16 protein-coding genes and 1 other annotated feature are annotated in these 20,552 nt (G+C 46.6%); of the genes, 3 read left to right on the top strand and 13 right to left on the bottom strand.

From position 1 onward, the window contains the following. Positions 1–101: 101 nt before the first annotated feature. From hemW to gpr, 5 genes are all read right to left on the bottom strand, one after another. Positions 102–1,286, bottom strand: coding sequence for a radical SAM family heme chaperone HemW (gene hemW / locus AMS66_RS13495; RefSeq protein WP_053781290.1), 1,185 nt, complete (start codon positions 1,284–1,286; stop codon positions 102–104). Positions 1,287–1,551: 265 nt separating this feature from the next. Beyond that, positions 1,552–3,366: a translation elongation factor 4 gene (gene lepA, locus AMS66_RS13500; RefSeq protein WP_053781291.1), complete on the bottom strand. Its 1,815-nt coding sequence runs from the start codon at positions 3,364–3,366 to the stop codon at positions 1,552–1,554. A 146-nt stretch (positions 3,367–3,512) separates the two neighbouring features. Then, a complete protein-coding gene (locus tag AMS66_RS13505; RefSeq protein WP_053781292.1) occupies positions 3,513–3,872 on the bottom strand; it encodes a hypothetical protein in 360 nt (119 codons plus the stop codon). A 54-nt stretch (positions 3,873–3,926) separates the two neighbouring features. Further along, positions 3,927–5,222, bottom strand: coding sequence for a stage II sporulation protein P (locus tag AMS66_RS13510; protein ID WP_053781293.1), 1,296 nt, complete (start codon positions 5,220–5,222; stop codon positions 3,927–3,929). Positions 5,223–5,382: 160 nt separating this feature from the next. After that, on the bottom strand, positions 5,383–6,384 hold the full coding sequence (gene gpr / locus AMS66_RS13515) for a GPR endopeptidase (RefSeq protein WP_053781294.1): 1,002 nt from the start codon (positions 6,382–6,384) through the stop codon (positions 5,383–5,385). A 175-nt stretch (positions 6,385–6,559) separates the two neighbouring features. On the opposite strand from gpr, the gene rpsT reads away from it, so the two are divergent. Next, positions 6,560–6,832, top strand: coding sequence for a 30S ribosomal protein S20 (gene rpsT, locus AMS66_RS13520; RefSeq protein ID WP_024628504.1), 273 nt, complete (start codon positions 6,560–6,562; stop codon positions 6,830–6,832). A 167-nt stretch (positions 6,833–6,999) separates the two neighbouring features. On the opposite strand, the gene holA is transcribed toward rpsT, so the two are convergent. The 3 genes from holA to AMS66_RS13535 form a co-directional block, all read right to left on the bottom strand. Continuing rightward, a complete protein-coding gene (holA, locus tag AMS66_RS13525; RefSeq protein WP_053781295.1) occupies positions 7,000–8,016 on the bottom strand; it encodes a DNA polymerase III subunit delta in 1,017 nt (338 codons plus the stop codon). Between the two features lie 258 nt (positions 8,017–8,274). Beyond that, positions 8,275–9,519: an anti-sigma factor family protein gene (locus AMS66_RS13530; RefSeq protein ID WP_053781296.1), complete on the bottom strand. Its 1,245-nt coding sequence runs from the start codon at positions 9,517–9,519 to the stop codon at positions 8,275–8,277. Further along, positions 9,516–10,064 (bottom strand): RNA polymerase sigma factor, encoded by a 549-nt coding sequence (locus AMS66_RS13535; protein ID WP_053781297.1) that lies wholly within the window; start codon positions 10,062–10,064, stop codon positions 9,516–9,518. The genes AMS66_RS13530 and AMS66_RS13535 overlap by 4 nt, the downstream gene beginning before the upstream one ends. A 351-nt stretch (positions 10,065–10,415) precedes the next feature. Here AMS66_RS13535 and AMS66_RS13540 point away from each other — a divergent pair, with 351 nt between their 5' ends. After that, positions 10,416–10,718 (top strand): hypothetical protein, encoded by a 303-nt coding sequence (locus AMS66_RS13540; protein WP_053781298.1) that lies wholly within the window; start codon positions 10,416–10,418, stop codon positions 10,716–10,718. Positions 10,719–11,487: 769 nt separating this feature from the next. Here the strand turns inward: AMS66_RS13540 and AMS66_RS13545 are convergent. From AMS66_RS13545 to AMS66_RS13555, 3 genes are all read right to left on the bottom strand, one after another. Then, positions 11,488–14,343, bottom strand: coding sequence for a ComEC/Rec2 family competence protein (locus AMS66_RS13545; RefSeq protein WP_053781299.1), 2,856 nt, complete (start codon positions 14,341–14,343; stop codon positions 11,488–11,490). A gap of 103 nt (positions 14,344–14,446) precedes the next feature. Then, positions 14,447–14,968: a deoxycytidylate deaminase gene (locus AMS66_RS13550; protein ID WP_053781300.1), complete on the bottom strand. Its 522-nt coding sequence runs from the start codon at positions 14,966–14,968 to the stop codon at positions 14,447–14,449. Between the two features lie 134 nt (positions 14,969–15,102). Further along, positions 15,103–15,693, bottom strand: a complete 591-nt coding sequence (locus AMS66_RS13555) for a ComEA family DNA-binding protein (protein WP_053781301.1) — start codon at positions 15,691–15,693, stop codon at positions 15,103–15,105. 185 nt (positions 15,694–15,878) lie between these two features. On the opposite strand from AMS66_RS13555, the gene comER reads away from it, so the two are divergent. Beyond that, a complete protein-coding gene (gene comER / locus AMS66_RS13560; protein ID WP_053781302.1) occupies positions 15,879–16,724 on the top strand; it encodes a late competence protein ComER in 846 nt (281 codons plus the stop codon). Here comER and leuS read toward each other — a convergent pair. Then, entirely contained in the window at positions 16,705–19,149 is a 2,445-nt protein-coding gene (leuS, locus tag AMS66_RS13565) for a leucine--tRNA ligase (protein WP_053781303.1), read from the bottom strand. The two genes, comER and leuS, sit on opposite strands and share 20 nt — an antisense overlap. Positions 19,150–19,220: 71 nt before the next feature. Then, positions 19,221–19,488 (bottom strand) — a binding site (T-box leader). A 98-nt stretch (positions 19,489–19,586) separates the two neighbouring features. Next, positions 19,587–20,543 carry a phosphotransferase family protein gene (locus tag AMS66_RS13570; protein WP_053781304.1) on the bottom strand — a complete coding sequence of 319 codons (957 nt, stop codon included), beginning with the start codon at positions 20,541–20,543 and terminating at the stop codon, positions 19,587–19,589. Positions 20,544–20,552: the final 9 nt, after the last annotated feature.

A 20,552-nucleotide genomic window follows, 5' to 3' on the forward strand; every position in this document is an offset into this window, starting at 1 on the left:
AAGAAGCTTTCCAGAGGAAAGCCGACTTCGTAGTTGTATAAATTACACGCTCTGTAAAATCAATATGAATAAATATACAACAGAGCGTATAGAATTTCAAGCTACGAATTCAGCGATATGGACCCGATAAACTCGGCAAAAACGTCATTTCCGAACAGGATACCCTGCTCACTTAAGCGGAAGCCGTCTGGCGTCTTCTCCAGCAGTCCTGCATTCAACATTTTGCCCAGAGGCTTCGCAAACACTTCCTCCATAGGCTCCCCGAACTGATCGCTAAACCGTGAGGATGAAGCACCTTCCAGCATTCTCAACCCAACCATCAGATAATCTTCCATTGCCTCGGCGCGGCTGATCTCAAAATGATCGAGACGCGGCAGACCTCCTTTGGAAGCTTCAACATACGGGTTTATACCTTTTATATTCATATGGCGTTCGCGACCTACATATCCATGTGCACCTGCACCCAGACCGTAATAGTCCTCATTGCGCCAGTACGTGATATTATGACGGCTCTCGAAGCCTGGTTTGGCAAAATTACTGATCTCGTATTGTCCGTAACCCGCTTCTTTCATGCGCTTCATTAATAGAAGGTACATTTGCAACTCGTCATCTTCATGAGGAAGCGGTAGCTGGTTCTTCTGATACAACGTATGGAAAAGAGTATTCTCTTCCACCTTCAGGCTGTATATGGAGTAATGCGGCAGATCCAGTTCCAGTGCTTTATCAATACTCTCGTTTAGCATCTCGACGGTCTGGTTTGGCAAACCAAACATCAGATCAATGGAGAGGTTATGCAAACCAGCTGCACGGGCATTCTCCAAACTGCGGTATACATCATCCGTATTATGAATCCGGCCAATACCTGTCAGCAGGTCATTTTGAAAAGCCTGTACCCCAAAGCTGACGCGGTTAACTCCGCCTTCTTTCATGACTGCGAGCTTCTCAGCATCGGTCGTGCCCGGGTTGGCTTCCATCGAAAACTCGATATCGTCTGCCCAGTTCGGGAAATAGGTCTTAACTGACTTCAGGAATACGGCCATTTCATCCGGTTTCAGTGCCGTCGGCGTACCGCCGCCTACAAATATGGTTTTGATTTCTCCCGGCGGATTTGCTTTAACCGTGTGTTCCATCTCCCGCTCCAGCGCATCAAGGTATTGCATAACAGGCTGATCCTTCAATACATAGGAGTTAAAATCGCAATAGAAACATTTATTCGTGCAAAAGGGAATGTGAAGGTACACCGCTTGGGGTGCACCTGTTTTCCGGCTGTGTGCTGCCAATGTCATGGCAAGTCCCCCTCTATTTGAAAAAAGGAAAGCCATCCGGCTTCCCTTTCAGCTTGGTTTATTGGTTATTCGTGTTGTACCTCAAAAATTTCGTTCATCCTTTCATACACAAATTATTGATGTACCGAAAGGATTCACATGACGTTTGCGAGCAAACGTCTTTAATCTAAATTTGAATACACACATTCTGTGTTGTACCTCAAAATAGATTTGATTAAACGCATTCTCCGATACACAAAATTTGATGTACTAGGAGATTGCGTTCTTATTCATCATTTTTCAGCACCGCCATGAATGCTTCCTGCGGCACCTCTACGTTACCAACCTGCTTCATCCGCTTCTTACCTTCCTTCTGCTTCTCAAGCAGTTTCCGTTTCCGCGAGATGTCACCGCCATAACACTTGGCAAGTACGTTTTTACGCATTGCTTTTACCGTTTCACGAGCTACAACCTTGGTACCCACAGATGCCTGAATCGGCACCTCGAACATTTGCCGTGGAATCAGCTCGCGCAGCTTCTCACAGATAATGCGTCCGCGGTTATATGCACGGTCACGGTGAACGATGAAGGACAAGGCATCGACCTGTTCGCCATTGAGGACAATGTCCATTTTCGCCAGATTGGACTGACGGTAACCAGACAGCTCATAGTCCAACGACGCATACCCTTTGGTGCTGGATTTCAGCTGGTCGAAGAAGTCATATACAATTTCGGACAATGGGATCTCATACGTAATGGTAACCCGAGTTGTATCCAAATATTCCATATTCACATATTCACCGCGTTTATTCTGGCAAAGCTCCATAATCGTACCCACATAATCATTCGGTACGATAATCGAAGCCTTAACATACGGTTCCTCGACAAAATCGATTCTTCCAACCTCAGGATAGTTGGATGGATTATCGATTTTCATCACTTCACCATTCGTCAACGTCACGTGGTAAATTACACTTGGTGCAGTCGTGATCAATGGAATATTGAACTCACGCTCAATCCGCTCCTGGATAACGTCCATGTGAAGAAGTCCAAGGAATCCGCAACGGAATCCAAAACCAAGTGCACTGGAAGTCTCCGGCTCAAAGCTGAGCGATGCATCGTTCAATTGCAATTTCTCCAATGCTTCACGCAAATCAATATAATCCGATGTTTCGATCGGATATAGACCGCAGTATACCATTGGATTAATTTTGCGATAACCCGGCAAAGGTTCAGGCGTTGGATTTTTGGCGTCCGTTACTGTATCCCCGACTTGTGTATCTCCTACATGCCGGATACCTGCAACGATAAAACCAACATCACCGACGTTCAGCTCGTCCACGATCGTCATGCGTGGTTTGAACGCTCCAACCTCAATAACTTCAAATGTTTTACCTGTCGCCATCATTTTGATTTTGGAACCTGATTTGATCTTGCCGTCTATAACACGCACGTATACAATTACGCCTTTGTACGGGTCATAGTGGGAGTCAAAAATCAGCGCTTTCAAAGGCTGTTCAGGATCACCTTGAGGTGCTGGAACACTTAGCACCACTTGCTCCAAAATCTCTTTGATTCCGATTCCCGCTTTGGCAGAAGCCAAAACGGCATTGCTTGTATCCAATCCAATAACATCTTCCACTTCCTGTTTCACCCGTTCAGGGTCAGCGCTTGGAAGGTCAATTTTGTTGATTACCGGTAAAATTTCAAGATCATTATCCAAAGCCAGATATACGTTAGCCAGCGTCTGGGCTTCAATTCCCTGTGCCGCATCCACTACCAGCAGAGCACCTTCACATGCAGCAAGGCTGCGTGAAACTTCGTACGTGAAGTCTACGTGTCCCGGCGTATCAATCAGATTCAACAAATACTCTTCGCCATCATCCGCTTTGTAAGTCAGTGCTACCGCCTGAAGCTTGATCGTAATTCCACGTTCCCGCTCAAGATCCATTTGGTCCAATACTTGTTCTTGCATTTCACGTGTAGTTAGCGCACCTGTGTACTCCAAGATCCGGTCCGCAAGTGTTGATTTGCCGTGATCTATATGTGCAATAATTGAAAAGTTACGAATTTTACGTTGTCTTGCCCGAATGTCAGTCATTCCTTACCCCCAGAAACAGCCTAGTGTCAATCACTTCATTATAACAGTTGATGCATGGTGCATCAATCCCGCGTTGCCTCAACTTTATAATAATCGTCACAATCGCGAACTCCCAAGGGTTTATTTTGCCTGTATTTCATAGTCTTTTATTCAGCGACTCCGCTAAATAAGGATACAACCCACTTCATTCCGTTATGGGATAGATTTTGAAGAAGACCTGCCGTTTTATCTGCCAGCACGTCGACCGGTGCTTTACTCTGTTCTGCGCCAAGCACCTGACTCGGTGACAGAACAGGTACAACTGGAGGTTCCTTGACCTCCTGCTGTACGGGCGCGGTCGGAACAGATTCGGCAGCCGGTGACACCGGCTCAGTTTTCACAACTGCAGGGTTGCCAGCCGAATCATCGCCCTTATTAAAGTTGCTGCCTGCCAGCTGCATTCCAAACAGAACACCCAGCAACATTAACACACAGATGGAAAACAATCTTTTGCCGAATCTGGACACATTCCTCGCCTCCTGTTATATCTTCGATTCTTCTATTCTTCCATCCAAGGAATACTAGCCACCTTGTGACGTTTTTTCCGCACTCGCTTTGTCCACCTTCTGATCATCCCAGTACACCTCTGCAATCATGTCGGCGAGTACTTTGGATGTCCGCTCCAGTTCAGCAGCCGTATTGTCTATGCCGCCAATCTCAATTAATATGCTGTTGGGTGAGAGCGTCTGATTATACTCGCCATTGTTGGCTCCACCGCCGTCCTTGCCCCAGACGCCGCGAGATACCCCTGGATATTTCGCTTCCAGCTTCTTATGGATTTTCGCCGCAAAGGCTTCATTCTGCTGCCAGTTTGGATTCTCATGTCCAATAATAAAATATACTTTGGCATAGCCCAGATTATTAATGGTCGTCGTTGTTTTGTTATGACGCTGTGAGTCACGGTGAATATCGATGAGATACGTAAGATCGTCATTCTGAGCGAGTGCAGCCTTCACCGTCTGGCGGGAGTATTTATAGGAATAATTCCAGTTATAATCCTTGACCTTGGTCGGGTAATCTTCCTGCGCGTGTTCCACGCCAATGCCCAGCTTCTCCAGACTGTCGGACAAGTAGGTTCCCACTTGAAAAACATTGCCCGTAGATTTACCAGAGGAAGGATTGTCACTTTTCGTGCCCAAGAGTGGATTGTATCCTTCACGTGGATGGGAATGGTAGACAAGAACCGCTTTTTTCCCTGCCGTTGGTGTGCTCGGTTCTTCCTTCCCGCCACTCTTCGGTGGTGGATCTCCCTTCACTTCGCCATCACCTGAATCCTGGGGATCGGATGGATCGGTATTATCCTGGCCTGGTGGAATATGCTGTTCGCCACCTGACTTTCCTCCGCCTGCTGAGGCGGTATCAATCAGTCCAGGACCCGGCTGATAATCTTCTGGAGCTTCAGCCTTTGCATTACCCGACCCCGGTCGCAGCAGTACGGGTTGATTGGAACCCATGCCCGGCATTTCTCTAGCGATCAGGCTTTTGGGATCTTGCGGATTCACATTCGTGAGCAGTTGGAATACAAACGAAGTGAGATTCTCACCAGAAAATGCAGAAGCCTGTTCCTTTTGAGTTAGATGCGGCATTTCCATGCCGAGCATGTCCACAAAAAAGCTGCTTGATACGGCTCCGGCAAATCCTTTCATAGAAGAAACTGGTGAGTTATTCAAATGCTTCTCTGCCATGCCCCCCAGACCGAGTACTACAAAAAACAAGGCAGATATGATCATAAGCAACAACAACGTACGACCCATGGCCAGCACGTGCAAACATCTTTTTTTCCATTTACCAATATTCCAGGCCAATATTTTATTCATTGCTTCTGTCTCCTTCCCTGCTGGACAACGCTTATACTTCAACTCTATGAGCCTGCCAGATTTGATAGAACAGGAAAAAGAAGATTGCACAAAAAAAGAAAGTCCGATAGATTCGGACCTTCTTCTCAGGAGTCTCATGCATTTAAATTTTAAATTTCAATCAATGGGTGTAGGCAGCCACATTCTCAGCATTTACCGCATCATGGAGAGCCGCATTTAGACCTGTTGCAATAATATTGGCAATATCTTCGACAAATTCATCGATTTCCTTGGGAGTAACGATGAGATCATGACCCAGCGGCTCCAATACTTCTTTTACCAAACTGAGGCGGTCATTTTCACCGATGTCGTCCAGCATGCCCATGATTTGTTTCGTCTGGTCGGTCTCTTGCCTAAAATGAGTACGCATCATTTCAATGACGTTATTCACGATAGTGGACGCATAACACACGGTAGGCACACCGATGGCAATGCAGGGAACACCCAATATTTCACGTGTCAATCCACGTCGCTTGTTGCCAATGCCCGAGCCAGGATGGATGCCGATATCTGCCACCTGAATCGTTGTATTGACACGTTCCAGGGAGCGTGAAGCCAGCGCATCAATCGCAATGATCGCATCCGGCTTCGTCCGATCCACAATCGCTTGCACGATGTCACTGGATTCAATACCTGTTGTGCCCAACACACCCGGCGCAATGGCACTGACTTCACGATAACCTGGTGCAACCTGATCCGGCACCAGTTCAAAATACTGGCGGGTAACCATTAGATTCTCCACCACCAGTGGACCAAGTGAATCAGGCGTGACGTTCAGGTTGCCCAGACCCACAATCAGAACCTTGGACGTCTTGTTGATGCCCGCCTTCGCCAAAAAATCTTCCATCTCACGCGTGAATTCTGCCGCCACCCGCTCCTGAAGATCGGTATCCCCGTTACGAAGCGAGGGGACCTCCAATGTGACGTAGTGCCCCTTCACACGCCCAATAGCTGTAGCAGCTGCATCATCCAGCACATCAATACGTGTGATCGTGATACCGTCTTTCTTTTCCACATCTTCCCGTAGCCCGGGAATCGTCTGTTTCTGCCCACCTTGAGCCATTTCCTTGGAGTCAATTGCCAAGTCGGTGCGAACTGCATAATTTTGCAAATCCAGTGTCATCTGTCCCTGCCTCCCTTACCGCATTTGAGCATATTGTGTGGGAAAATGGTGTGCTTTATGCAGCACTATCGAACATCATAGGAAAATCTGTTGCAATTTGCATGCCAGCGTGCTAGAATATTTTAAGTTGTGAAACGTTTGTATTCATGCAAATGCCTTACAGGAGGTGAATGTAATGCCAAACATCAAATCCGCTGTTAAACGCGTAAAAACGAGCGACAAGCGCCGCGCACTCAACGCTTCCCAGAAATCTGCACTCCGTACAGCTGTTAAAGCTGCTGATGCTGCTCTGGTAAGTAACGAAGTTGATACTGCAAAAGCTGCGATTCAAGCTGCTTCCAAAAAGCTGGACAAGGCTGTAACTAAAGGTCTGGTTCATAAAAATGCTGCAGCACGCAAAAAGTCTCGCTTGGCGAAAAAACTGAACGCTCTTTCCGCACAAGCGTAAGAAGCGTTACTTATACGATCTAATGGAAAAATCCTGAACAGCATGAGCTTTCAGGATTTTTTAGTATCTGATTCTATAAGCATTTATTCAAAACAAAGCGGCCTCTATTCCGATGATCTCACCATCAACGGAATAGAGGCCGCTTTGTCTTACAGTTATATCTATGTTTATGCACCAAGCCTTAACAAGAACAGCTCTAAACCCAACACTTTATCCACTGCCCCCGTCTTCATCTGATAATCCAGTTCGCTGAGATGACTCAAAATCAGCCTCAAACGTTCGGCCTGGAATTTACGAGCCTGTTCACCAGCAATTTTGACAGCATACGGATGCAAACCAAGCTGGCTGGCAATTTGCTGTTGGGAGTAACTCTGCTGCCCTAACTCTTTTACCTGGATCATGATTCGGAATTGACGAGCTATTAACGCTGCTATTTTGATCGGTTCTTCACGCTGCTTCAGCAGCTCATAAAAAAGACCCAAAGCCTTCTCCAGCCTCAAGTTAGCAAGCTCTTCCACCATTGCGAACACATTCTGCTCAGTACTTCGCGCCACCAGTGATTCGATATCCACGCGTTTGATCGTGCCTCCGTTACCAGCGAACAAACACAACTTGTCCACTTCTGCAGATAACGTCTGCAAGCCTGTTCCTGCAAAACTCACAAGCGTGTCAGCCGCTCCAGCCTCAAAAGATACATCCCGTTGCTTCGCCAGCTTTACAATCCAACCCAGCAGCTCCTCGCCGCTCAGCGGAGCAAATGCAAGGACAATGGCTTGTTTCTTGGCTGCCTTCACCAGTTTTTTACGTTCATCCAGCTTATCCCCTTGTGCCAGAAAAACAATAGTACTATAGTCTGCCGGATTGTCCATATATGTAAGCAGTCGGTCAACCTGGTGATCAATTTTGGAATCCTTGCCCGCTGTAAATAAATTAGCATCGCGAACAATAATGAGTTTACGTGGAACAAGAAAAGGAACCGTCTCCGCCTCTTCAATGACCACCTCCACAGCTGTTTCAGTGAGATCATATGGAATGATCGCAAATTCTCGGTGCTCTTCTTCAATAACTTGTTCTTTTAACATATCCGTAAATTGCTGTATCTGGTATTTCTCCGTTCCGTACAGCACATATACCGGAGCCGTTTCTCCACTACGTATTGCCTTTGTCGCACTCTTTACATCCATCACGGTGCCCCCTTATCCCTCTTATCCTACCAGAAAACGTGACAGACAACAAAGGGGCCTTCCATCCAGATAACGGATGAAGGCCCCTGTCCTACATCTATATAAACGCTGACACCAACAATTCTAGAAAAGGCTGGTGTAACGGTCATACGACGTCAGTTGTTGTAACTGAGATAGGACGTTGTTGTTAATTCCAGTATATTCTTGACACAACAGAAATGTTCAGCAAGTCTTGAGGTCAAACGTGTAATTTACAGCCTATTTGGCAGAAGTTCCGCTTGAGGCAGTGGACACGTTAAACGATTTTTTCACTGTTGTCCCATCTTGATCTGTCTCGTAATTGAATATGGTGCTATCCTTGGACCAGCTCGCAGATTTTAGTGCACCTTCCACATTACGTTGCTCAACCAGATTAAGCACATCTTGGTCAGCGGCAGGTTTAGAGTATATGCTGATCTGATCACCGAGCAGCATGACCAGATAGGAACCATCTGGTGACTTCCATTCTTTTGGAGTCGTGGTGGAAAGGGCTCCTGAATCTGTGGCAGCCAATCCTTTATTTCCTCCTCCTGCATCCATGCCTGTCTCGGAATCAGGGGTCGTCGTACTCTCTGTCGGCTCCTCTACCTTAACGTCAGGCATATCCTGAGAAGTGAATGATTGCGCATCCCCATTTTCAGGCTCCGTTGTTCCACTTCCATCAGATCCTGCTGGTGGTACGGTAGCAGTTCCTGTATCCTGACTTTTCTCCTGATCCCCACTCTTGGTATTATCAGCAGAACTGGAACGGGAAGGAGTGTCCTTCGTATCACTCTTGTTCGCTTCGGATCCAGAGTCTGGCTGTTTAGGCGTTTGATTTTCCTTTATTTCAGGTTCCTGTACCTTCTCAGGACCACCTTCCTCCGGAGCAGCCTCTTTCGGTTGTTTATCTTCAACAAATGGCTGGTTAAAATCATCAATCAATGAACTGCTATCACTATTTGCAGCGGACGGTTCATCGTTGTTAATCTCTCTGCTCACTGGATTTTGATCGGCATTCCCGCCTTCTTGAGTACTTCCAGTGCTCATCATCACTTCAGCATTCTCAATCTTCTCTGGTTGATATCCGAAAATTGCAACGCCCAGTACAACAGCTGCTGCTGCGCCCATGGACATCCGGCCTGCCATGGAATTCAACCATTTTTGCTTCGGTTTCCGCTCACTTGAACGCTGTAAATTCTCAAATGCAGCAGGGACAGGACTCATTTCCTGTATTGTACTGCTTTGTTCCCTCTTCGCTTCGTCGATTGCATCCAATTGCGGCATAATGGCATCAACCAGACTGAATCTCGGGGTTACCTGCGGCAAATCTTCCAGTTCTCTGGAGAGAGCTCTGAGCAAACTAAAATTTTCGGCGCACTCCGCGCATTGGGCCACATGCTGTAGCATCTGCGCGGTTTCGGCCTCGCCCAGATCATGATCCAGATACCGGTGCATCCATTCCACCACCTCTTCGCATTTCATCCTGTCACACCACCTTTCTGATACTCCTGTAGTAGATTCTGTAATTGCTGTCTGGCTCTAAATAAATAAGATTTAACCGTATTCAACGGAAGATCGAGGCAATCCGCAATTTCGTTATAGGATAAGTCCTGCAAATATCTTAGAACAATAACGGTACGGTGATGCTCAGGTAGCATATTAATAGCATCCTGTATATCCTTTGCCACATACGTGGACATCACTTCGAATTCCACGTCCTGATTGTCCTGAAAAACCATATCATGCTCGTCAATGGAGACGGAAGGCTTGGTTCTTCTGAATTTATCAATACAGATATTCGTGACGATGCGCTGTACCCATGTCTTAAACTGGGCCTTTTCCTCATATGAGTTAATCTTGGTGTAAATTCGGATCAACGCTTCCTGAGCAGCATCCAAAGCGTCCTGTTCATTATTTAGAATGTAATATGCGGTCCGATAAACATGCTGTTCAATGTCCCGCAATAGGGTAATTAGAGCGTCGCGATCGCCCGATTGAGCGGCTCTGATGAGTTCCGGCTCTACCACAAAGGATCCCCCTCTCCCTGCAACCTTACAGACGTGACCATCAATAAAATTGTTGCAAAGTTAAGTATTTTTTTTATATTGCCATAACAAAATAACGGCTTATGTATTGGGGCCGCTGAAATCTTCTCTTAGAATAACAGAAATTGCATAACGAGTCATCAAGCCAGCTCAAAAGTCATTCCATTACTTACACGACTCAATTTAATTACAATGGCATACATTATAGCTAACCACACTTATAGCATTGAAAATAAAAAAGTTCAAATTTCGTACAAATTTAAGCTCATTTTAATGTAATTTTCATGAAAACAGTGTATTGTAAATTTACATTCATAACACGAGGTGATGAGCATGCCAGCTCTTGCAAAAATTCAAGCGTTAAAAGAACAAATGCCCAAAGAATATCAAAGCATATCCCATTTTGTGGAACATGCGTTGCAGTCTATTGATACCCTGGTTGAGGAACATCGGAAGTACACCGCTGCACAAGCATTATACGGCGACAAAATCGTCGGATCGGAAGAACGCTTGTACAGAGAAACCGTGCTTGATGTACGAGCACAGCTCTTGCTTACGCTTGAGAAAACCGTAGAAGATCTGTTGCACAAAGGCGACAAACATTGGAGTAAACACTTTAAAGATGGCGTTGAATAATTCTTTTATTATTCCAAAAGTTTAAAAAATGGCCCGCTTTCTGATATGCTCCCCGAAGAGTATAACGGAAGGCGGGCTTTTTGTAATACTCTTCGGGGAGCATATATGATTACCACTTCATACAGCACAGGCATCTGTTCCTGTAATATAAACCACAATTTACATAAAACTAGCAAGTTGAATACAATTCAATTATAAAATAGAAAATATAGGAACTTAGAGTGAATCCTTAGGTACAACAATCTAAGCCCGTACAAGTGAATTAGAATGTACAACGGTAACAATACTTTAAGCGGAAATGTGGCAGATTAAATGAAATTAAAAATCTTTCTAAAATACTTTCTAGGATTTTTTGTTCTCTATAGTTTTATTACTAATTGTATTCAATATTGTAATACAGCATAAAACATGGGATGAAATCGATTATATGCTAAACATATTCAGTGTTACTATAATTAGCTTAACAGTTGGTATTTTAAAGGCAAGAAAGGTAAGAAAGTAATACATTTTAGTCAACTCCCCTAAGTGATTATGTAGCGGTCGGCACCATTCGTTTTAGATCTTTCCTCTACTATAAGAATACTTAAGAAGACGTTATTTCTCTAGTTATAGAGGTAACGTCTTCTATATTTATAAATGAAATGATTTATGAACTGTTTTAAGAACTATCTCGATATCGCAAATACAAACTAATCAAAATCACTTGTAAATCGTTACTGTTCCTGGCACCGAATGCCACCTTCTGGCCAATGAAAAAACCACAAAAAATCTACGATTCATCACCATCTAGTTTGTAACGCACATCAATCTCCCCGTCTTTGATCTTCATCTGAATCTCCCCCATTTGATCTGTTCTATAGATGTTTGTACCCGAATCCATAAGACGTTCGAGTACTCCAGGGTTGGGATGTCCATATGTATTGTTGACCCCCGCAGATATCACGGATGCTGATGCATTCCAGTACTGTAACCAAGCTTCGGTTGAAGATGTTTTACTTCCATGATGAGCAACCTTTAATACATCAATGGTGACAGGCACATCCTCATGATTCTCCCCCGAATGACTCGTAAACATCTCCTGAACGGAAACATCTGCTAATGTAGCATCTGCATCGTACTTTCCAAACGAGGCTGCGAGTGATCCATCCTGAATCATATAGAGCAGATCCTGCTCGGCTGCAGCATCCATATCTCCCGTGAACAATAAGGAGGCGCCTGCCATTTCCAGCAAGAAGACAACCGAATCATGATTCTGGTGTTCCGAGAAGGGCAATCTTTCTCCTGTATCCATTGCTGTATCCAGATCCGGGTATATAAAATGCAAACTGGTTCCTCCATCCGGAGCGTAGGACATTCCTTGCCGAATTGCATATAACGGAATCTTCTTCTCTATAACGGTATCCAGCAATTTCTCAAAATTGGCTGTACCGCTGGTTGTCCCATTGAACATGAATCGTTCCACCGGAATCTGTTCAAGCACTGCCTGTAATCCTCCAGCATGATCCTGATCGGCATGGGTTACGATTACGGCGTCCAGCCGATGAATGCCCCGTTTTTTCAATAAGGGAACTACCACCTTGGCCCCTACTTCATACGGATCACGCCGTGTCTTCCAGGATTGTTCGGGCTTCCCGAACTGGACGGTCCCTCCACCGTCGACCAAAATATGTTTACCTTCAGGTGTTGTAATTAGTGTACTGTCCCCTTGTCCGATATCCAAAAATTGCACCACTCCTGTTCCCGCAGGCTGCGGCGTCTGGTATGCCCACCATAATCCCACCACAAAGCTGAGAGCCAATAGCGCACACATCCATTTGTGAAGGACGTTCATCCGTTCACCGGAGTAAAAACCAGCCCCACGCGCTACAAATACACTGGTATATTCCGGCCAGGCAATGCTTGCACTTAATGTGGTCATTGAACCATGATTAGCTTCACGTCCACCTTCGTTTGGTGCTTGAGATGATAGAGCAGACAGCCCCAGAGCTGCTCTAGGCTTCCCCCCAACATTTCGACGATCCAGTGGAGCTGTGTCCTCTTCGTTGCCCTGTAGAACGGACTGCTCACCTCCCCTGCGATGAAAGATTCGCAAAAGCGTATAGAGAACAGCATAATATGCTGCTATCCACAGTAGCGATGGTGTAGCCCAGATCAGCACAAAGCCAGGCAAACTGTTCATCCACTCCACACTTGCAAAGGTCAGTTTGTTCAACAGAATAGCAATCCACGCCAACGGTTTAGCCAGAGGCAGCCAGAGAAACGATAAAATCAGGGCAACCGTTCCAAGCGGAAGCACAATGGCACTGATCAAGGATACTAGCAGGAAGTTTGCAACAAATGAAAGAAGTGAAAACTGGTTGAAATACAGAATCGTTACCGGAAAAGAAATAAGCTGTGCTGTTACCGTCACCGAAGCTGTTGCTGCAAGTCCTTTGGGCCAACTGCTAAATATCCGATTAATCAGTGGCATATAGATCATCAGTCCGGCTGTTACCAGAAAAGATAACTGGAAGCTCACGCTTAGTAAAAAATACGGGTTCCACCATATCATCAACAATGCTGCTGCACTGATCATCTGTAAGCCATCCCTGGCAAGCCCGCGCCGCGCCATATACAAACCAATCATGGACATGATACCCGCACGAATCACCGATGGCGAACCGCCAGACAACAGTACATATGCAGGTATTAACAGCAACACAATGGTGAGCGATGTTTCCCGGGTTAACCTAAGCCAGGATAAAAGGAGCAGCAGCGATGCTACATATACCGCGACATGCGTTCCGGAGATCGCCAAAATATGAGTTAACCCAAGCTGTGAAAACTGACCATAGGTATCCGGATCGATATCACTTGCCATGCCGATAATCAGACCCTTCATATAGCCCGCATGAGTCTCGGGAAATAACGCTTCTACCGCTGAGCCAAGTTTATGCCTGATCATGTCATTCCATCGGAGAATATTGAGTTTCCCCAACCCTTCAGGCGGAACGGTGGTTACCGAGCTGGCACCCTTCACTTTAAACAACCAATGGATCTGAAGATTCCTTAAGTAATTTCGATAATCAAAACCACCAAAGTTTCTGGCTTCGCCAGGAAGCGCAAGCGAACCGGTCAACGTTATTGAATCCCCTCGCTCCCAACCTGCTGCTACTTGCTGTTCTTCTTCCTCAGCCAGACGAACTTGGACCATTAGACGTTCTCTCACGTTAGACACAGTTCCCGCTTCCAACGCTGATGCCGATGATGCATCGGATAGTGGAAGCATCGACGTGATCTGCATTTCAAAATCGGCCCGATCCCCATCTATCCGTACATCCGACATAAGGATTCCTTCAAATGTAGCTGCATAACCATCCAAATCCTCGACAGCCTTATGTGTGATCTCGGGCAGACTGCTCCGATTCCCCGCATCATTCCATTCCCAGTGCACAACACCGCCAACGAGTGCCCCGATCAGTAACAAGATGGACCAGCCGCGTATATCAATCATTCGCAGCAACAACGGCAGACAAACGAGCGCGCCGATCATTCCTACGATCAGGGACCAACCTGATAACGCACATGCCATCCCGCTACCGCATAACCAGCAGACGGTAAATATCAGTAAAGGTCTGCCTTTCATTTTCTCACCCTCCTTCTTTCCCCCGTAGAACGCAGAAAAACCCCCGGCAGCTGATACAGCATACCGGAGGTTCTTCCCCGCAAATTGGAATATTATATTGGTTCTAGTCACTTACCGTCATCATCGTCTCACGCGGAGGCTGGTAATTTTCCAGTCGGCGAAACGTAATCCCTTTTTGCTTCATCATGTCCGTAACCTTGCCTGTATCCTTGGGATATGGGCGATGAAATACGATTTCTGTAATACCGCTATTCGCGAGCATATTGGAGCACGTCCAGCAAGGTTCATCCGTGACATATACAGAAGAACCTTCCCGGTCAATCCAATCGGTGAACAAAAGTAAATTCTGCTCCGCATGAATAGTACGAATACAGCGTTGCTTTTTGACCATTTCCTCCTGACCGTCGGTTACAACCAGCTCATATTCTTCCGAGATCATGCACCCTGCTTCAGAGCAGTCCGGAACTCCCATGGGCGCGCCGTTATAGGCTGTTCCAAGCAGTTTCTTCCCCTGAACAAGTACGGCGCCAACATGACGGCGTGAACAGCGGGAACGGGTTGAGACCATATATGCGATGTCCATGAAATACGTATCCCAGTCTTTGCGTACGTCTGTTGTACTCATAACCGTTTCCCTCCCGTCCGATACAAGTTAATTTCATATAAATGTCATTCAGACACTCAGCGTACAGAGAACCTTCCGATTGCTGTTATGTCATTTCAAATTCAACTTATATCATAATATTTAATATTGCATGACTATCTGATCTGCACATAAGGAGCCATTTTCTCCAGCATCTTCATTCCGATTCCTTTCACTTTGGTCAGATCGCTGACTTTGGTAAAAGGCCCATGAGAATTACGATAATCAATAATGGCTTGTGCCTTTTTCTCCCCAATTCCGGGAAGTTCCATAAGCTTGGCAGCAGGAGCTGTATTGACATCAATTTTGCCATTGTCGACAGCTTCATTGCTCACCAAAGCTTGGTTATTGTCTCGTGGGACAACCGTTGTCTCCGATTTCGTTTGAGTTCCACCTGTAGAAACATCCGTTTGGTTGTTGCCTGCAACGGTCTGATTAGCTACGTTTCCCGTCGTGGCATTAACCTGGTTAGTCTCTGCAGAGGCCTCTGTTGTTGAAGGTTTCTGATCTGCATCGGAAGCCTTCGTTTGTTCCTGAACCAAAGTAGCCGACTGTACAGCAGCGGTTTCCTGCTCTATCGTCGGCTTCTCGGTGGCGAGCTGCATAGGTTCCCAGCCAGAAGGTGGCTGTTCACTTTTGCCCGACCATAATATCAGTATACATCCGACCACCGCAGCAGCAATGGTCATCCCCTTGTTCCATCTCATTTCTTCCACACCTCTCCCTGGATTCAAAATAATCTATTCTGAACACGGGCGGTGCTTCCGAACCGTTGGACTTGCCTCGTAAACCAAGCTGTACTTTTTTCATGTCATGTCAAGCAGGCCCTGACGCATACACTAGAGGGAAAGAACTGCGCCATTACCGCAAAGCATGAAAGGAGGCCTGAACAATGAAGGTTGGATTTATCGGAACCGGCAGCATGGGTAGCCTGCTGATCTATGCCTTGATTCAATCCGGTGCACTTGAGCCACGGCAGATCGCCGCCAGCAATCGAACCCCTTCCAAAGTACGGCAGCTATCCCTCCGTTACCCTGGTCTGCATGAATCACAGAGCAACCGGGAAACCGTCATCCGCAGCAATATCATCTTTTTGTGCGTGAAGCCACTTGAATTCAAACATGTCATTGACGACATCCTGCCTGTCGTGAATCCCAATCATATAATCGTCTCGATCACCAGTCCCGTGCAGCTGCGCCATCTGGAATCTTCACTTCCTTGCAAAGTCTCCAAAGTTATCCCCAGCGTTACGCACCAGGTCGGCAGCGGAGCGTCCCTGTGTATACACGGTGAGCGAATGACTACCGAAGACCGCGCTGTGCTGGAAGGGCTGCTCAGTCATATCGGCAGACCCTATCAAGTGGATGAGGCCTGTACCCGGATCACATCCGACTTCTCCAGCTGCGGACCTGCATTCATATCGTTCTTTCTGGAGCAATGGATCGAGAGTGCTGTCAAGCTTACAGATATCAAACGAGCCGATGCCTGCGCTCTTGCCGGCGAGATGCTCCTGGGAACAGGCAAGCTGCTCACCGAAGGAGGATACACCCCGCAAGAACTTCAGGCTCGCGTGGCTGTGCCTGGCGGCATCACCGCACAGGCTCTTGCCCTGCTGAAAGTGAGTCTGAATGGTGTTTTTGACAGCCTGATCCAGACGACTCATGACAAATATGATGAAGATTTATTGAAGCTGGATGAACTATTCAAAGCCGGTGAGATTAACCGGCAACAATATTAACGAGTTTGCCTGGAACGGCAATGACCTTGCGAATGGTCTTGCCTTCCAGTGCCTGTTTCACAGGTGCCAGTTCCATTGTAAAGTCCTGCATGCCCTGTGCGTCCAGATCCTTAGCGACAGTAGCACGGGTTACAATTTTGCCATTCACCTGAACGACAATCTCCACTTCAGCATCAACTGTCATGGACTCATCATACTCAGGCCAAGCTACGTAAGAGATACCACCTTCATGACCGAGACGGCTCCACAGCTCCTCTGCCATATGTGGTGCCAGTGGTGACAGCAACTGTACAAAGTTCTCCATCGCTTCACGTGACAGCGTATCTGCTTTGTATGCATCGTTGATGAAAATCATCAACTGGCTGATCGCTGTGTTGAAACGCAGATGTTCCATATCCTCTGTAACCTTTTTGATGGTTTTGTGAGCCATCCGTTTGAACTCATCCGTACCACCATCTGCTGTAATCTTGTCATTGATTGCACCTGTATCTTCATTGATGAACAGACGCCATACACGTGACAGGAAGCGGTGCATGCCCTCAACCCCGTTAGCGTTCCACGGTTTCGTCGCTTCCAAAGGCCCCATGAACATTTCATACAGACGCAATGTATCTGCACCGAATTCATTGACGATTACATCCGGGTTAATGACATTACCACGGGATTTACTCATTTTCTCATTGTTGGTTCCCAGGATCATGCCTTGGTTGACCAGTTTGTGGAATGGCTCTTTGGTATGCACCACGCCCAGATCATACAGCACTTTATGCCAGAAACGAGCGTACAGCAAGTGAAGCACCGCGTGCTCGGCTCCCCCGATGTACAGATCAACCGGCAGCCACTGCTGCTGCTTCTCCTGAGAGATCAGTTCCTTGTCATTGTGCGGATCGATAAAGCGCAGATAATACCAGCAGCTGCCCGCCCATTGTGGCATCGTGTTCGTCTCGCGACGCGCTTTCATTCCCGTTTCCGGATCTACGGTGTTAACCCATTCCGTAACATTCGCCAGTGGTGATTCTCCAGTGCCCGAAGGTTTGATCTGGTCAATATCCGGCAGCAGCAAAGGCAGTTGATCTTCCGGTACCGTCTTCATCGTTCCGTCTTCCAGATGCAGAATCGGGATTGGCTCACCCCAGTAACGCTGACGGCTGAACAACCAGTCACGCAGACGATAGGTCGTTTTGCCTTGTCCTTTACCGTTCTCTTCCAACCAGGCAATCATCTTCGCAATCGCTTCTTCGTTGTTCAATCCGTTCAGGAATTCGGAGTTCACATGCGGTCCGTCTCCGGAATACGCTTCTTGTGTCACGTCGCCACCCTGTACAACCTCGATGATGTCCAGACCAAACTGCTTCGCAAACTCCCAGTCACGAGTGTCATGACCCGGAACGGCCATAATCGCCCCTGTTCCGTATCCCGCCAGAACATAATCGGCAATCCAGATTGGCACCTTCGCTCCGTTTACCGGGTTGATTGCATAAGTTCCTGTGAACACACCTGATTTGTCTTTAGCCAAATCGGTGCGTTCCAAATCGCTCTTGCGTGCAGCCTGTTCCTGATATGCCTTGATTGCTTCACGCTGTTCTGCCGTTGTAATGACTTCCACCAGCTCATGCTCAGGTGCCAGTACAGCATAACTTGCACCAAACAACGTATCTGCACGTGTGGTAAACACCTTGATAACTTCTTCATGACCCTCAATGGCAAAAGTAACTTCCGCTCCGGTCGATTTGCCGATCCAGTTGCGCTGCATATCCTTGATGCTCTCCGACCAGTCCAGCTCTTCCAGGTCTTCCAGCAAGCGCTCAGCATATTCCGTAATTCTCAATACCCATTGGCGCATCGGTTTACGAACGACCGGATGTCCACCACGCTCACTCTTGCCGTCAATAACCTCTTCGTTCGCCAGTACCGTACCCAAAGCTTCGCACCAGTTCACAGGTACTTCGTCTACATAAGCCAGGCCTTTGTTGTACAACTGGATGAAGATCCATTGCGTCCATTTGTAGTAGTCAGGGTCTGTTGTGCTGATCTCCCGATCCCAGTCATAGGAGAAACCAAGTGATTTGATCTGGCGACGGAAATTGTCGATATTACGAAATGTAATATGCCGCGGATGCTCACCGGTATCCAATGCATGCTGCTCGGCAGGCAGGCCGAAAGCGTCCCAACCCATTGGATGCAATACATTGAAACCGCGCATACGTTTGAAACGGGACACGATATCCGTTGCCGTGTATCCTTCCGGGTGACCTACGTGCAGGCCTGAACCGGATGGATACGGAAACATATCCAGTGCATAAAACTTCGGTTTAGCCGGGTCCTCACCCGTTTTAAACGTTTTATTGTCATCCCAGTATTGCTGCCAACTTTTCTCCATAACCTGTGGCTTATAGCCGTGTTTCGGCTGTTGATTCTCGCTCATCTATTGTTCCTCCTCTGGTTATTCGCATTTATTGCAACAAAAAAACCTCAGCATCCCGTAGCGTTTGCAGCGCTAGGGACGAGAGGTTGAATTCCCGTGGTACCACCCTAGTTAGCGGATGATCGTGCTTCGTCATCCACTCCCTTTGGACCTGTAACGGCGGTTAACCGATGCGGATTTCCATTCCTGAACCCGAGTGTTACTTCACTCGGTTGTAAGATGGTGTAATCACCGCATTTCTCCAAGGCGAGTTCGTGAAATACTGTCAACCGACTTGCACCAACCGCCGGCTCTCTGTCATGTACAGGACTCACTACTGATCCTTATCATCGAAATATGTATACGATATGATCGGGAACATTATATAAAAAAGAAGCATTAAAGTCAATATTACACTGTCTGTTGACTATAAACAATGCTATTCATGAGTATACACATCAAGACGACTGGAATCGCTTGATTCCTTCTTCCAGATTATCAATCGTCCACTGAATGTGTTCCTTGTTATCGTATTGACGATATGGACACTCGATTCTCAGCGCCAGATCAAAGTACAGATCATATAAACTTCTTCTTTTCCGTTCGCTTTCTGTTGTAACTGCTCTTCCATATCCTTTGAGAAATCCTGATGTATTATTAAAATGACTGAAATAGTGCTCCATTAACGGATCTGCCCAGAGGGACCGTTCGAAATCGATAATAGCCGTGATTTTACCTGCCTCCACAAATACATTCCCATCCCACAAATCCCAATGCACAAGCACAGGCTCTTTGACATCATCCAGTACATCTGATTTCTGCTGAATTAAACGCTCCAGTTCCTCATAACGGATTGAAAATTCCACACCCGCTGCTTTGCTATCTGCAAGCATATCATCCATCAGGCTCAGGAAAGCTTCTTTCCATGTGGTATACTTTGGTTTCTTTTCTGAAAAATAACCAAATCTCTCTCCTTTAATCTCATTAATCCGGCGATTGTACACACCCAATTGTTGCTCAATGGATTGCTGCTCTTCCACACTGTATTGATCCTTAACTTTGTTATAAGGCGCTCCAGGCATGTATTCCATAATAAAATATTCTGCCGGAACCTGGGTGAGCGATGGATCATAAGCCAATACCCGGGGAACAGGTACACCCTGAAGCTCTGCCGCGAGTCGTAATGCCTCAACCTCAGCAACCATGACATGCTGTTCACAACGCATCAACTTAATCCCATTAGAAGGAGCTATTTTGAGTACAACCATCTGTCCGTCGTTTTTAGTGATAAAGTAAGCATGGTTTGCCCAGCCGTCGGTCATCTCCTTGTATTCTTGGATACCTGTGTTAAAATGCTGCTGCACAATGCTATCTAACTGTTCGGAAGTTAATCTTGTTTTGTATGTACTTTCCATTTTGCACCT

Source organism: Paenibacillus xylanivorans (assembly GCF_001280595.1).
GTDB classification, from domain to species: Bacteria; Bacillota; Bacilli; order Paenibacillales; family Paenibacillaceae; genus Paenibacillus; species Paenibacillus xylanivorans.

What these genes read in the sequence shown, in the direction of transcription:
- hemW (WP_053781290.1), bottom strand. Translation starts at nt 1,286, where the DNA reads ATGACATTGGCAGCACACAGCCGGAAAACAGGTGCACCCCAAGCGGTG.
- lepA (WP_053781291.1), bottom strand. Translation starts at nt 3,366, where the DNA reads ATGACTGACATTCGGGCAAGACAACGTAAAATTCGTAACTTTTCAATT.
- AMS66_RS13510 (WP_053781293.1), bottom strand. Translation starts at nt 5,222, where the DNA reads ATGAATAAAATATTGGCCTGGAATATTGGTAAATGGAAAAAAAGATGT.
- gpr (WP_053781294.1), bottom strand. Translation starts at nt 6,384, where the DNA reads ATGACACTGGATTTGCAAAATTATGCAGTTCGCACCGACTTGGCAATT.
- rpsT (WP_024628504.1), top strand. Translation starts at nt 6,560, where the DNA reads ATGCCAAACATCAAATCCGCTGTTAAACGCGTAAAAACGAGCGACAAG.
- holA (WP_053781295.1), bottom strand. Translation starts at nt 8,016, where the DNA reads ATGGATGTAAAGAGTGCGACAAAGGCAATACGTAGTGGAGAAACGGCT.
- AMS66_RS13530 (WP_053781296.1), bottom strand. Translation starts at nt 9,519, where the DNA reads ATGAAATGCGAAGAGGTGGTGGAATGGATGCACCGGTATCTGGATCAT.
- AMS66_RS13540 (WP_053781298.1), top strand. Translation starts at nt 10,416, where the DNA reads ATGCCAGCTCTTGCAAAAATTCAAGCGTTAAAAGAACAAATGCCCAAA.
- AMS66_RS13545 (WP_053781299.1), bottom strand. Translation starts at nt 14,343, where the DNA reads ATGAAAGGCAGACCTTTACTGATATTTACCGTCTGCTGGTTATGCGGT.
- AMS66_RS13550 (WP_053781300.1), bottom strand. Translation starts at nt 14,968, where the DNA reads ATGAGTACAACAGACGTACGCAAAGACTGGGATACGTATTTCATGGAC.
- AMS66_RS13555 (WP_053781301.1), bottom strand. Translation starts at nt 15,693, where the DNA reads ATGAGATGGAACAAGGGGATGACCATTGCTGCTGCGGTGGTCGGATGT.
- comER (WP_053781302.1), top strand. Translation starts at nt 15,879, where the DNA reads ATGAAGGTTGGATTTATCGGAACCGGCAGCATGGGTAGCCTGCTGATC.
- leuS (WP_053781303.1), bottom strand. Translation starts at nt 19,149, where the DNA reads ATGAGCGAGAATCAACAGCCGAAACACGGCTATAAGCCACAGGTTATG.
- AMS66_RS13570 (WP_053781304.1), bottom strand. Translation starts at nt 20,543, where the DNA reads ATGGAAAGTACATACAAAACAAGATTAACTTCCGAACAGTTAGATAGC.